We start from the raw sequence: 13,800 nt of genomic DNA on the forward strand, positions 1-13,800 counted from the left end.
TAAGGGAGGTTCACGGTTGGGGGGTGAGGGGGTTCTCCCCCCATCATGCAAGTTTGTGAAAATCGCTGCGCGCTGCCTTGGCTGCGGGAAGGTCTCGCGCTTTTGGCGAAACTTCCCGCGAACATGGCCAACAACCGGTCGCCGGAGGCGACTTGCCTTGCAGGCAATGCGCCCTGTATCGTTGCCCAAAACCGGCAACGATACAGGGCGCATGAGACGGCGCGCGCTGCGCGATTTTTCGCAAAAATCGCGAACAATCGTTTCTCTTGAAAAGCGCGCGAAAAGCAAAATCAACAATCAAGACCCATTCAAAGAACAAAGTCGCGGGGCGCTGCCCCCGCCGGGGGCGATAATCGCCCCCCGTCCCCCGTAATGCGTGTGAGCCTTGGGACCATCCCGTCCCCCGTGATGACATGAACCTCCTCCTGATCAAAACCTCCTCCCTCGGCGACGTGCTGCACACCCTCCCTGCCCTGCACGACCTGCACCTTGCCCGACCGGACATCCACGTCCACTGGGTGGTCGAAGAGGCCTTCGCCCAAATCCCCACCTGGGCCGAAAACGTCACCGAAATCATCCCCATCGCCTGGCGCCGCTGGCGCAAGCACCCCTGGAAAGCCTGGCAATCCGGCGAACTGCCCGCCTTTTTCACCCGACTGCGCAACCAACCGTTCGACCTCATCCTCGATGCCCAGGGACTCCTCAAAAGCGCCCTGATCGCCCGACTGGCCCACGGGGATCGCCACGGCATGAACCACACCTCGGCACGCGAACCACTCGCTTCGGTTCTCTACCACTTCACCCACGAGATCCCCAAACCACAACACGCCGTGTCACGCCTGCGCCAACTGTTCGCCCAATCACTCGACTACCCGGAACCCCTCGATCCCCCCGATTTCGGCCTCGATCCAGCCCGATTCACCCACCACACCCCCGAAAAACCCTACCTGGTGTTCCTGCACGGCACCACCTGGACCTCCAAACACTGGCCGGAATCCCATTGGCAAACCCTGGCCAAACACGCCACCACCTCCGGCATCGAAGTCGTCCTGCCGTGGGGCAACGAAAAGGAACAGGCTCGCGCTCAACGCATCGCCCAGATCGCACCCAACGCCTGCCGCGTGACCCCGAAACTCACCCTGACTGAACTGGCCGGCGAACTGGCCGGCGCCCGCGCCGTGATCGCCACCGATACCGGCCCGGCCCACCTGGCGGCAGCCCTGGCCGTGCCGACCGTGGCCCTCTACGGCCCCACCCCCACGGAACGAATCGGCATCGTCGGCGCCAAGGCCACTCGCTTGATCGGGAACTGCCCCAAAGCCCCCTGCCGACGCCGGATCTGCCCCCTGCGCGACGATCCGAACCGCTGCATGCACACCCTCACCCCGGAGCAGACCTGGAAAACCGTGCAGGAGATCGCCCGCCCATGACCCGCCTCCCGCTCTCCTTGGTGGTGATCACCCAGGACGCCGCCACGCAACTCCCCACCTGTCTGACGAGCGTCCCGTTCGCGGACGAGATCCTGGTGGTCGATTCCGGCAGCCGGGATGCCACGGTCGCCATCGCCAAGAGTCACGGCGCACGGGTGGTCCACCAGGCATGGCTCGGCTTCGGACCCCAGAAACGGTTCGCGGTGCAAGAGGCCCAACACGACTGGGTGCTGTGCCTGGATGCGGATGAGTCGTTGAGCCCCTCCTTGCGCCAGGCCATTGAACACGAACTGTCCACCCCGCGTTTCACCGCCTACCGCTTCGCCCGTCGCAACCGCTTCCTGGGCCGCTGGCTGCGGCACGGCGAGGGGTATCCGGATTGGCAGTTGCGGCTGTTCCACCGCAACCACGCCCAGTGGCGCACGGATCCAATCCACGAGGGGGTGGAGGCGCAAGGAAAGGTCGGCACCCTGACCGGGGATCTTCTGCACGAATCGGCGCAAACGCTGGAGAACTACCTGGCCAAACAGAACCGCTATACCTCCTTGCAGGCGGAACGGTTGATCGCCGCGGGCAAACGACCCGGCGCGGCACGGATCGTGTTGAGCCCACTGCTGCGTTTTTGTAAATTTTACCTGCTGCGCCTGGGATTTCTCGATGGCACGCCGGGACTGGTGCATATCCTGATCGGTTGTTTCAACAGCTTTTCCAAGTACGCCAAGACACGGGAAGGATGGATTCAGCAACCCGCACCACGCGTCAACAACCCCTGATAAAGCTCCAACAACCGCGCGCTCATCGCCTCCAGGCTCAGCCCGGCCACCGTCTCCCGCGCTGCCCGGCCCAGGGCGACGCGATACGCCGCATCGTCCAGACTCTGTAAATTCCGCATCAGGGTGGCCAGATCCAAGGCGTCGCCCAACAAACCGTTGACCCCGTGCTCGATCAGATCCACGGCCCCGCACTTGAAGGTGGTGACCAGCGGCAATCCCATGGCCATGGCTTCGAGAGCCACGTTCGGAAACGGATCGTACAAGGTCGGCAGCACCACGGCATCGGCGGCGGCGTAACAAGGCACCACGTCGCGCCGACCGCCGGTGAAAAGCACCCGATCGGCCACGCCCAGACGCCGCGCCAGCCCCGCCATGCGGACTTGAGCCTTGTCGCGCCCCACCACCACCAACCGCGTCGCACGATCCAGCCCCGCCAGAACGGTCAACAGCGCCGGCACCCCCTTGCGCTCGAAACCCGATCCCACGAACAACAAAAGCGTCTCATGCGGGGCGATGCCCCACGCAGCGCGCGCCGCGTCACGCTCCCGCGCCCGCGTCTCGGGATGAAACCGCTCCAGATCCACGCCGCTGTAGATCACCACCAGCTTCTCCGGCGCGATCCGAAAACGCGCCAGAATCTCCGCGCGCACCATGCGCGAATTGCAGATCACCGCCTTGAGATCCGCATGCTCGAACAACAGCCGCTCCTGGTTGAGCAGATGACGATGAAACGGATTGATCCCATCCAGCCACCGGGCCACCCGACCCCGTGCCCGTCCGCGCTGTTCCAGCCACTCGGCGTGAACCCCGTCGCCGGCACGGTAAAGATCGCAGCCGGGAATGCGCTCGTGACTCTGCACCAGGTCGAAACGACGCTCAGCCAACCGCGCATGGACACAGCGGGCAAACGCCACATCCCGCCACCAGCGCCCCAGATGCCACGAATCGCAACGCACGGTTTCGATGCCGTCGCACCCTCCCTCCCAATGCCGGGCGATCAGGGTGATCGCCACCCCACGAGCCCGCAAGGCCCCCATGGCCCGGTCCAGAAACCGTTCCGCGCCGCCAAACGGCGTATGACGCTGACGAATCAACGCCAGCCTCATCTCGCGATCACCCGTCATGGAGAAAACCTTTCACGCGCTCTTTCCTTTTGATATCAGGCAGGGTTAAATCATCGCCAGGCGTCACCCCAGCATGAAAGAACCCCCCATGAAACTGCTCATCACCGGTGCCCAGGGCCAGGTCGGCCAGGAGATCGTCGCCCTGGCGACCCAACGCAACCTCCATCCGATCCCCCTGGGCCGGAACGATCTCGACCTCACCGATCCCCAGGCGGTCCGGGCCGCGCTCGAAGCCCATCGACCCGATCTGGCGATCAATGCTGCGGCCTACACCGCCGTGGATCTGGCCGAGAGCCAACCCGACGCAGCCCTTGCCGTCAATCGCGACGGCGCGCGCCATCTGGCCTTGGCCTGCGCGGCCATGAGCATCCCCCTGATCCACCTCTCCACGGATTACATCTTCGATGGCCGTCAGTCTACCCCATACCGCGAGACGGATCCACCCGCCCCGCTCGGACTCTACGGCGTGAGCAAATGGGAGGGCGAAGAGGCGATCCGCGCCCTCCTGCCCCGCCATCTGATCATCCGCGTCAGTTGGGTGTTCGGGTTGCACGGCAAGAACTTCGTCAAGACCATCCTGCGACTGGCTCGGGAACGGGAGAGCCTGGCCGTGGTCGATGATCAGATCGGCGGACCCACCGCCGCCACCGACATCGCCCGCATGCTCCTGGAGGTGGCCGGGAACGCTCTCCAGCCCGGTTTTTCCGACTGGGGAACCTATCACTATCAAGGCACGCCAGCGGTCACCTGGCACGCCTTCGCCCGGTTCATCGTCGCCACCGCCGGCGAACGGATCGCGCTGCCGGTGCGCGAGATCCGCCCCATCCCCACCGCCGATTTTCCCACTCCCGCCCAAAGACCGGCCAACTCCCGACTCGATTGCCAGCGCATTCACGACCGGCTGGGCATCGCGATGCCGGACTGGCGCCTGGCCGCGCGCGCGCTGATTCCGCGACTGCTCGATTGATCCGAATCCATGTCTCGGGAGGGGGGATTGCCGCGCGTCCCCCTGTTCCTGGTCTGTCGAATCCTGAAAATCTTGTTATTTGCGCAAATAAATTGCTTGATTATTGCATTTCATCCGACTATGCTGTTTTGAAATCCTGCCTCGATCATAAAATATGAGCGATAATTCACGCAAAATAGTTTCTTATTATTAACTAATAAGATATAAATAATAGATCAGGGAAACCCGACCATGGAGACCATGAGTTCCGCCGCCGATCCACACCTTCATCTGATCCACGCGATCCGTGATACCATGCACGAAACCGCGTTGGCCTTCTTTTCCACCGACATCGACATCCAGGAAGGCCCGGCGATGATCCAGCGCGAGGGCAACCCCTTGCTCATTCCCCAGGCGGATGTCACCGCCGTGGTGGCCTTTCAGGGTGGGATGACAGGTGGGGTGCATCTCTCCGCGCCCATGCACGCAGCGGTGGGTCTGGCATCCGCCTTCTGGGGCGAACCGCTGGAGAGCTTCAACGACACCGCCCGCGACGCCCTCGGCGAGTTGACCAACATCATCGCCGGCGCCCTGAAAAGCCGCATCAACGACGACATCAGCCTCACCCCGCCCACAGTGCTGCAAGGCGAGGAGCGGACAGGACGACAACCCAACACCCAGGCCAGCACCCGCTGCTACTTCATGACCACCAACGGTCCGTTGTTCGTCGAGGTATTCCAAGATCGCGAGGAGGCATGACGACACGGCCAGACCGGGCCAGACCGGCAGGCGCACCGCCCCGTCCGTTCGCCCCGCTCCTCACCGTTCCAACACCACCCCCAACCGCTCGGCCAGGGCTTGCAGTTCAACCCGCGCCACGGTGAATTCGAGTCGATCGATCGCCTCTTCCAGGCGTTGACTCCCTTCCCGCCTCCCCAGCATCGACACCAGGGACTCCATCAGATCCTGGGAGGCCAGATCCTGGCGCGCCAGCAGGAGATCCAGCTCCCGCATCATCGTGGTCACCCATGCCAGATCCAGCGGGGCCTGGGGATCGGGGCGCGCCGTGTCGTGTCGGACCTCCTCGCGGTCCAGCTCCCCCAACCAGAGCCGGATCGCCTCGAAGGTGCGCTCCAGACTCTCTTCCAGCCGCTCCAGACCGCCCCACCATGCCGTGCCGGACTCCTGCTTCAAGACGGACTCGAACGCCTGAGCCGCATTGAAGAGCGTCATGGCGGTCAGATTCCCCGCCGACCCCTTCAAGGCATGCACCCGTTTTCGCGCCTCCGCGACCCCTTCGGGACGCCCGTCCTCGAGCATGCCGCGCAGCGTTCCGGGCAAACCGTCGAAATGACGCAGAAACTCCCCAAGCAGGGAGCGCAGCAACCCCTGTTTATGATTGATCCGCTCCAGCAGCCCGGCCCGATCCAGAAGCTCGTCGGCTCCATCCGCGCGCCGCGCGCCGCGGTCCGCCCCCTCCCCGACCGGCGCCGACCGCGCGGAGCCATGCCGCGACGGAATCCACTCCCGCAAGACGGCAAGCAGCTCCGTGCGCCGGATCGGCTTGCTGATATGGCCGTTCATGCCGGCATCCCGTGTCGCCCGTCGATCCTCCTCCAGCGCATGGGCGGTCATGGCCAGAATCGGCAAGGCTTGAAAACGGTCATCCGAACGAATCAACCGGGCCGCGGCCAGACCGTCCATCACCGGCATCTGCACATCCATCAACACCAGATCGTAAGAGCGGGTGGAGACCATCCGGACCGCCTCCTGGCCATTGTCGGCCATCTCGACCTCGATCCCGAAACCGGCCAGATTCTCCTCGGCCACCTGTCGATTGATGAGATTATCCTCGACCAGCAGCACCCGCGCGCCGGACAGATCCCTCACCAGGCGGTTCGGATCCGGATCATGAGGCACGACACCTTCATTCCGGATCCGTTCCGGATCGCAAAGCTCCAGGATCGCCGCGAACAATCGGGTACACCCCACCGGTTTGACCAGCCTGCGCTCCCCTTCGACGCCGCGGGGCTCCCCTTCCGGTCCCTGTACGCCCCCCACCAGTCTGACCACCCCGCCTTCGCCGGCGCCGTCGAACAAAACGCCCCGAAACCGGTTTTCCAGCTCCCGATCCGCCCACTCGGGCATCTCGTCATCCAGCACCGCCAGACGAAACGGTCGATCCATCCCCCTGGTCCTGGCGTGGCCGATCCGCGCCAACGCCGCCTCCACGCTCGCCACGGCCAGCACCGAGGCATGGAACTGTCGCAGCATCCCCTCCACGGTGGCGCGCAATCCCGGATGGGCGATCACCACCAGCACCGCCAGCCCCCGCAATTCGCGTGGCAGAAGCAAATCCACCGCATCGGCGATCACGGCGGGCTGGAAACGGGCGATGAAGTGGAAGGTACTTCCCACGCCCGGCTGACTCTCCAGCCAGATCCGACCGTTCATCATCTCCACCAGCCGCTTGCAGATCGCCAACCCCAGACCCGATCCGCCATGCGTGCGGGTGACGGAGAGGTCGGCCTGGGAAAAGGGTTGAAACAGACGTTCGGCCTGTTCAGCGGTGATGCCGATGCCGGTGTCGCGCACCTTGAAATGCAACTGGATCGGCACCTCGCCGGCGTGGTGGAGCCGGCGAACCGACACCTCAACCTCGCCCCCTTCCGGGGTGAACTTCACCGCGTTGCCGATCAGGTTCATCAGGATCTGTTCCAGGCGCAGTGGATCGCCATGCAGGGAGGTTTGACACACCTCGGTCACGGAGAACAGGAGCGTGATCCGTTTGCCCGCGATCTGGACCCGGAACAGCTCGATGAGATGGTCGAACAGCTCTCGCGGTTTGAAGTCGATGTTGTCGAGTTCCAGGCGTCCGGCATCGACCTTGGAGTAGTCGAGCAGATCGTTGATGATGCGCAGCAGCGAGCGTGAGGCGTGGGAGATCTTGCGGAGGTAGTCGTGGACCCTGGGGGAGAGTTCCTGGGCGAGGGCCAGGTCGGTCAGACCGATCACGGCGTTCATCGGCGTACGGATTTCATGGCTCATGTTGGCCAGAAAGAGGCTTTTGGACCGATTGGCCTCCTCGGCGGCGGCTCTGGAATTGGAAAGCTCTCGGGTCATCTCCCGGAGATCGCGTCCCATGCGGTTGAACGTTTCGGCCAGTTCGCCGATCTCGTCGCGGGTGGTGACGGGGATCGAGGTGTCGAAACGGCCCAGTCCGATGGCATCCATGCCCCGACGCAACTCGATGATCGGAGCGGCCAGACGACGGGAAATCCGATAGGCCAGGCCGGTGATGATCACCAGCAGCAGGAACAGCGGCACCAGCGCCTGATGCAACGCCCGCATGACAGGATCGTGCAGCATGTCGGCGGTCAGCGGAAAGGCCATCCGGAACTGCATGGCATGATCATCCCCTCCCAACCGGACCTCACGGGTGAGCATCCCGTCCATCTCGCCCATCGTCAGAACGTCACCCCCATCGATGGGTTCGAACCCCCTTCCCTTGGCGATGAACAGACGCGCCCCATGATGGCCCCAGACGCGCAGATCGATGATGTGGCGCAAGAAATCGGCCAGATCGCCATGGATCAGCACCACCCCGGCCAATTCGCCGATCTCCGGATCCCGCTTGGGGATGCCGGCCAACAGGGTCCAGCGTCCATCGACCATCCGGAACGGTCCCCGAAAGCGCAACGCCCCCACCGGGCCTCGGATCAGATCGACATGCAGGGCCCGCGCCTCGGCGTAATAGGGATCGGTCCCGGTATAATCCGTCAGGTTCACCGGATCGCGCAGCCGCCGGTTGTCCGCGACCGCCACCCGTTCCACGCCGCGACTGTCGAAATAGCGGATCGACAGGAACAGACCGCGATGGGCGGAGGCGACATGCAGAAAACTCCGTTCCACATTCGGTTTGATCAGCAGCGCCTTGTCTCCCCAGGCCTGGAGCATCTCGTCGAGACCGGAAAGCCTCTCCAGGATGCGCAGGGCGCTCTCCAGGGGGATCACCACCCCGCGTTCGAAGGTATCCGCCGCCTCGTCGAGGGCATGTCGGGCCGCCTGTTCCAGCTCCTGTTGGATCTGTCGCTTGACGATCACGAACTGCGCAGTCCCAAAGATCAGGATCAACACCACCCCGACCCCCACGAACCAGGCGAGCAGTTTGTGAAAGATCGAGCGGCCCAGCGGGATCATGGTGCGACCGGATGGCGATCCAGGGCCACGGAGCGATCGATGAACTCCTCGATGCCGGGCTGGCTCTTGAGCCGGCCCTCGAGGCCGAGCTGGCGAGCGCGGGTGCGGTTGACGATCAGAGCGCCACGGGATGGAGCCACCGGCGGCATGGTGGCCGGATCCATCCCCTCGGCCAGAATCCGATGGGCCATGCGCACCGCCTCGTAGCCCTGTTTGTAGCCGGAGTCATCGGCCACGCACAACACCCCCTCCTCCACGAACTGCTTTTCGTCCCCGATGTCGGGCTTGGCGATGTTGCGCAGATACCAGGCGCCCAGGGCCAGTTGATCGACCGGTCTGCCCGTGGCATCGCGGATGGTGTTGTGGTTGGTGAGATAGATGGCATCCACCTTGGCGGCCAACGCCAGGGCACCCTTTTTCCAGGCAGTTTCGTCGTTGGCGACCACCGTGCCCCCGAGCTTGACCGGCAGTTTGCCGGTCTCCTCGAGCCGGTGCAGCTCCTTGATCTTGGCCAGACTGGTCTCGGAATCGTCCGCCAGCACCCCCAGGGTACGGATCCCCGGCACCAGACGCAGCAGAAACTCCAACCCCTCGCGCATGTAACCGGGTTGATAGATCCCGGTCACGTTGTGTCCCGGATGGGCGATGCTGTCGAGGAGTCCGTATTTCAGCGGCCAGATGTTGACCCCCCAGAAGACCACGGGGATGGGGGTATCCAGATAGTGGGAGCCGATCAGCCGGGCGGCGTTGTCGTCGCCCAGGAGCAGGAGATCGGGAGCGAACGCCTCGGCCTCCTCGAGAACGCGACGGGCGCTCGCGACCATTTCGTCTGATGCGCTCTTGCGCTTGGTATCCATCCAGAGCTTGCGCAGCACCGCCCGTGAGGTTTCGACCCGATCCTCGCGCAAAAACCGTTCGATCTGGGCCTGCTGGTCGAAATACCCCAGCTCCAGAAGCCCATGATTCACCCCGCGCTGGGTATCCTGGGACCAGAGGTATTCGCGATGGTAGCTGCTGATGATGAGGATGCGGTGTTTCCCGCTGGCGTGGAGGGAGGACTGGAGCGGAACCAGGAACGCAAGAAGCACGAACAGCAGGCCGATCCATGATGCGATGCGTCTCTCATCCATCCTGGTCACTCCTCATGTCGTTTCAGATCTCGATAGAACTTTTCATGACTTCCGAGCACCAGGAGTCGCAATCCCGAGGGTCACCCCCTCGCATGAGAAGCGATCTGAAAATCCGCAAAACCTGCCAAGAGTTTACACGTCACGCCCAAGGATTGAAAGAAAAAATACCTGGGAACAACGCAATCATTTATGACGACTCATTCACGTTCCGAAAGAAACTGATAGCCGACGCCATGCACGGTGACGAGCATGCGTGGCATGGAGGATTCGTTCAGTTTGCGACGCAGGCGGTTGACCATCACGTCGATGGTGCGATCACTGGGCATCCAGTCGCGGCTGCTGACCGCCTCCAGGAGTTGGTCACGGGTGAACACCCGACCGGGCTTGCGCACGAACACCGACAACAAAAGATATTCGCCATTGGTCAAGGGGACCACCTCGCCATCCGGGGAGGTGAGACGACGCCGTTCGGTATCCAGGGTCCAGCCGTTGAAGAGGTGTCGGGTGATGGAGGCATCCTCTTCCCGACGCTGCTTGCGGGTGCGTCGCAGCAGGTTCTTGACGCGAATCAGAAGTTCGCGGTCGTTGAAGGGTTTGACCACATAATCGTCCGCGCCGAGTTCCAGGCCGATGATTCGATCCACATCCTCCTTGCGGGCGGTCACCAGGATGATGCCGATCTCGGAGCGCCGGCGCAGGGCCCGGGTCAACGAAAAGCCGTCCTCATCGGGCAGATTGATATCCATCAGCACCAGATCGATGGCCTGTTCTTCCAGGATCTCCCACATGGCGGCGCCGTTTTCGGCCCGCGAAACCGCATACCCCTCCTTTTCGAAACAGGCGGCGAGCAGCTCCCGTGTCACGGTGTCATCCTCGACGATCAACAGATGCGCGGCTCCATTCATGACAATTTGTTACACTCCGACCACCATGTCAAGACAATGCCCTCCGTGTGTATTACCAATAAGACTCACGTCAACCGGACGTTCATTCCAATCAGTCTATACCCACCCGGATTGAACAATCAAGATTACTCACCAGTTCGAACGCCACCTCCTTTGAATTCGTTTGATTCGAGCTGGAGAAACGGTTTTTCATTTACAATATGTTAACATTTGCGCCAGGCCTGCCCCAGGCCGAATCCCGGAAAGACGCAAATCCCACCCCATCCCGACAATCGCGACAACCGCATGGCGTGACAAAAAATCGTCTTTCCACACACCAATTTTTCCGCAATCGCGGAAAACGTGGTATCGTACATGCAATACACCGCCGAAACAGATGCGATTCAGGACACCTGAACCCAAATTGGCATGATGGGGGAAGATCCCCATCACCCCCGGACCATGGACACCCCCCGAAATTCCACGGTCAAGAGAGGCACGGAATATCAACACCATGGATGAGACGCTCATCGCCCTGGTCGTGGACGACAACCTGATGGAACGGACCCTGTTGTCCGCTCTGCTCAAGAAAATCGTCCGTTGGACCATCACCCCCATCGCCTGCGCCACCGTGGACGAGGCGATTCGACAGGTGGAGCGCCACGGCGATCCGCACCTGGCCTTCATCGACTATCGACTCGACCACGAATCGGGCATCGACCTGATCCGCCGCCTCAAGGGGATGGGCAGCCGGGCGGGATGCATCCTGTTCACCGGCACGGAGGGGGACGAAGCGCTTCTGGAGGCGGTCCGGGTGGGCGCGGACGACTATCTGCGCAAGAGCGAACTGAGCATCGAGGTGCTCAACCGCGCCATCCATCATGTGCTGGAAAAATGTCGCAGCGCCCGCAACCTCGAAGCAGCCTTGAGCGAACTCCAAAAAGCCAAGTCCCTGCTCGAAAAACGGGTCGAAAGCGAAGCGGAGAGTTTGAGCGAGGCGCGGGAACGACTCGATGCCATCGCCTCGGCGGCCCTGGATCCGATCATGATCCTGGATGCCCAGATGCAGGTCACCTTCTGGAACCCCGCCGCCGCGCGGGTCTTCGGCCACACCCCGGAGGAGATCCTGGGCCGGTCGGTCCTGGAACTCCTTCCCGCCAGCGAATTCGCCACCCGTCTGCAAAACAGCTTCAAGGGGTTTGGCCGCACCGGCAAGGGAACGATGATCGGACGCGTGACCGAGTTCGTGGTCAAGCGCAAGAACGGCAAAAGCTTTCCGGTGGAAGCCTCCAGTTCGGCGATCCAGATCCGCGGCGCCTGGCATGTGGTGGTGATCCTGCGCGACGTCACCCGGCACCGCAAGGCCGAGGCCGCCCTGCGTCGCGCCAGCGATGCCGCCCAGCAGGCCACCCGGCTCAAGGATCAGTTCGTCTCCCTGGTGGCCCACGACCTGCGCGGTCCGTTCACCTCGATTCTCGGCTTCCTGGAACTCCTCGACAACGATCCCAAAAATCCCCTGAGCAAAAAACAGAAAGGGTATCTGAACTGGATCACCGAGAGCAGCGCCAAAATGCTCGACCTGATCAACGAAATCCTCAACATCAGCCGTCTGAAAACCGGCAAGATCGTCCCGGAACCGCGCTTCTTCAACGCCCGCTTCTTCGGCGACAAGTCCCTGGAGTCGATCCGTCCCATGGCCGACCAGAAGGGGATCGAACTCCTGAACAATCTGCCGGAGTCGTTCCGTCTGCATGCCGATCCGGCCCTGTTCGGCGAGGTGCTGCACAATCTGCTCACCAATGCGGTCAAGTTCTGCAATCGCGGCGATCGCATCACCCTGTTGCGTCCCAACGGCAAACCCTCGACCCTGGCGGTGCTCGACACCGGCGTCGGCATCCGCGAAAAACGCATCCCCAAACTCTTCAGCCTCGAGGAGAAAACCTCCACGGTCGGCACCGCCGGCGAACACGGCACCGGTTACGGACTCCCCTTCAGCCGCGACCTGCTGCGCGCCCATCACGGCGACCTGACCGTCGAATCCAAGGAGGGGATCGGCAGCATCTTCTACGCCCAACTGCCGGAAGTGGTGCCCAAGGCGCTCATCATCGACGACGACGCGGAGTTCCGCCAACTGCTGGTGGCCTTTCTGCATCAGGAGGGGGTGCGCACCGTGGAGTCCACCGATGGCCTGGATGCCCTCGCCACCCTGCAATCCAACGTCTGTCACCTGATCATCTGCGACGTGCAGATGCCGAGTCTGGACGGCTTCGGATTCCTGAGCCGGGTGCGCGAAGATCCAAAAACCCGTCAGATCCCGGTGATCCTGGTGACCGGCGACAACGCCATCGAAACCCGCGAAACCGCCTTCCGACTCGGCGCCAACGACTTCATCACCAAACCCTTCTCGCCGAATGAGTTCATTCCGCGCGTGCGCCGTTTCCTGGGATAGAACACGATGCACACCACCGGACACACCCACTTTCCCCAGGCCAAGAAACGTCTGGGACAACATTTCCTCGCCGATGAGTCCATCGCTCAGGAAATCGTCGCGGTTTCTGGCGCCGATCCCAAGGATCGGGTGGTGGAGATCGGTCCCGGACCCGGCGCCTTGACCGTCTGGCTGCTGCGCGCCTGTGGCCGGGTCTGGGCGATCGAATTCGACGCCACGCTGGTGCCGCTGCTGGAAAATCGCGTCAAGGGGTTGGGCACGCTGCATGTGGAGCGTGCCGATGCGTTGCGGGTCGATTATCGGGCGCTGGCCGCCCAATTGGGCGGCCCCCTCACCATCGTGGCCAATCTTCCCTACAACGTCGGCACGCCCATCCTGATGCATCTGGTGGAACAACGGGAGGCGGTCGCCAACATGACCGTGATGTTGCAAACCGAGGTGGCGGAACGACTCGCGGCATCTCCCGGATCCAAGGCGTATGGCGCGTTGTCGGTGATGTGCGGAATGTGGATGCGCGTCGAGCCGTTGCTGGAAGTGCCTCCCGCCGCCTTCCGTCCGCCTCCCAAGGTCCACTCCACGGTGATCCGCCTCACCCCCCGCCCGCTCCCCCTGGCCGAAACGCGGGATCTGGCACGCTTTTCCCAGGTGGTGCATGCCGCCTTCGGGCAGCGTCGCAAGGTGCTCGCCAATGCCCTCAAGTCGATCCACCCGGAGTCGCGCGACTGGTTGACCCGCGCCGGCATCGATCCGGAACGACGCGGCGAAACCCTTTCGATCGCGGAGTTCGCCCATCTGACCAACGTGCTGGACGGCTTGACCGGGACATGACCCATCGATTGGGAATGGAAGGCGAAAGACCGGTTC

Annotated in this window: 10 protein-coding genes; 6 read left to right on the plus strand and 4 right to left on the minus strand. The window is 62.8% G+C overall.

Annotated features, from left to right (window positions below):
- Positions 1-413: 413 nt before the first annotated feature.
- Positions 414-1,430, plus strand: a complete 1,017-nt coding sequence (gene waaC, locus ACV4UY_RS12535; protein ID WP_491607924.1) for a lipopolysaccharide heptosyltransferase I — start codon at positions 414-416, stop codon at positions 1,428-1,430.
- Positions 1,427-2,203, plus strand: a complete 777-nt coding sequence (locus tag ACV4UY_RS12540; RefSeq protein WP_491607925.1) for a glycosyltransferase family 2 protein — start codon at positions 1,427-1,429, stop codon at positions 2,201-2,203. The genes waaC and ACV4UY_RS12540 overlap by 4 nt, the downstream gene beginning before the upstream one ends.
- Here ACV4UY_RS12540 and ACV4UY_RS12545 read toward each other — a convergent pair.
- On the minus strand, positions 2,170-3,327 hold the full coding sequence (locus ACV4UY_RS12545; protein ID WP_491607926.1) for a glycosyltransferase family 4 protein: 1,158 nt from the start codon (positions 3,325-3,327) through the stop codon (positions 2,170-2,172). The two genes, ACV4UY_RS12540 and ACV4UY_RS12545, sit on opposite strands and share 34 nt — an antisense overlap.
- Before the next feature lie 73 nt (positions 3,328-3,400).
- Between ACV4UY_RS12545 and rfbD the strand changes: the two genes are divergently transcribed.
- Both rfbD and ACV4UY_RS12555 read left to right on the plus strand, forming a co-directional pair.
- On the plus strand, positions 3,401-4,294 hold the full coding sequence (gene rfbD / locus ACV4UY_RS12550; protein WP_491607927.1) for a dTDP-4-dehydrorhamnose reductase: 894 nt from the start codon (positions 3,401-3,403) through the stop codon (positions 4,292-4,294).
- 231 nt (positions 4,295-4,525) lie between these two features.
- The gene (locus tag ACV4UY_RS12555; RefSeq protein WP_491607928.1) at positions 4,526-5,032 is read left to right on the plus strand and encodes a chemotaxis protein CheX; all 507 of its coding nucleotides are present in this window, start codon (positions 4,526-4,528) and stop codon (positions 5,030-5,032) included.
- A gap of 60 nt (positions 5,033-5,092) precedes the next feature.
- Here ACV4UY_RS12555 and ACV4UY_RS12560 read toward each other — a convergent pair whose 3' ends face one another.
- From ACV4UY_RS12560 to ACV4UY_RS12570, 3 genes are all read right to left on the minus strand, one after another.
- Positions 5,093-8,473 (minus strand): ATP-binding protein, encoded by a 3,381-nt coding sequence (locus tag ACV4UY_RS12560; RefSeq protein WP_491607929.1) that lies wholly within the window; start codon positions 8,471-8,473, stop codon positions 5,093-5,095.
- Positions 8,470-9,603: an ABC transporter substrate-binding protein gene (locus ACV4UY_RS12565; protein WP_491607930.1), complete on the minus strand. Its 1,134-nt coding sequence runs from the start codon at positions 9,601-9,603 to the stop codon at positions 8,470-8,472. Before ACV4UY_RS12565 ends, ACV4UY_RS12560 begins: the two co-directional genes overlap by 4 nt.
- A gap of 197 nt (positions 9,604-9,800) precedes the next feature.
- Positions 9,801-10,508 carry a response regulator gene (locus ACV4UY_RS12570; protein WP_491607931.1) on the minus strand — a complete coding sequence of 236 codons (708 nt, stop codon included), beginning with the start codon at positions 10,506-10,508 and terminating at the stop codon, positions 9,801-9,803.
- Positions 10,509-11,001: 493 nt separating this feature from the next.
- On the opposite strand from ACV4UY_RS12570, the gene ACV4UY_RS12575 reads away from it, so the two are divergent.
- Together ACV4UY_RS12575 and rsmA are read left to right on the plus strand one after the other, a co-directional pair.
- Complete coding sequence (locus tag ACV4UY_RS12575; protein ID WP_491607932.1) at positions 11,002-12,936, plus strand: response regulator; 1,935 nt, start codon at positions 11,002-11,004, stop codon at positions 12,934-12,936.
- A gap of 6 nt (positions 12,937-12,942) precedes the next feature.
- Positions 12,943-13,764, plus strand: a complete 822-nt coding sequence (gene rsmA / locus ACV4UY_RS12580) for a 16S rRNA (adenine(1518)-N(6)/adenine(1519)-N(6))-dimethyltransferase RsmA (RefSeq protein ID WP_491607933.1) — start codon at positions 12,943-12,945, stop codon at positions 13,762-13,764.
- Positions 13,765-13,800: the final 36 nt, after the last annotated feature.

The sequence above is a fragment of the Candidatus Magnetaquiglobus sp. genome (genome assembly GCF_058402785.1).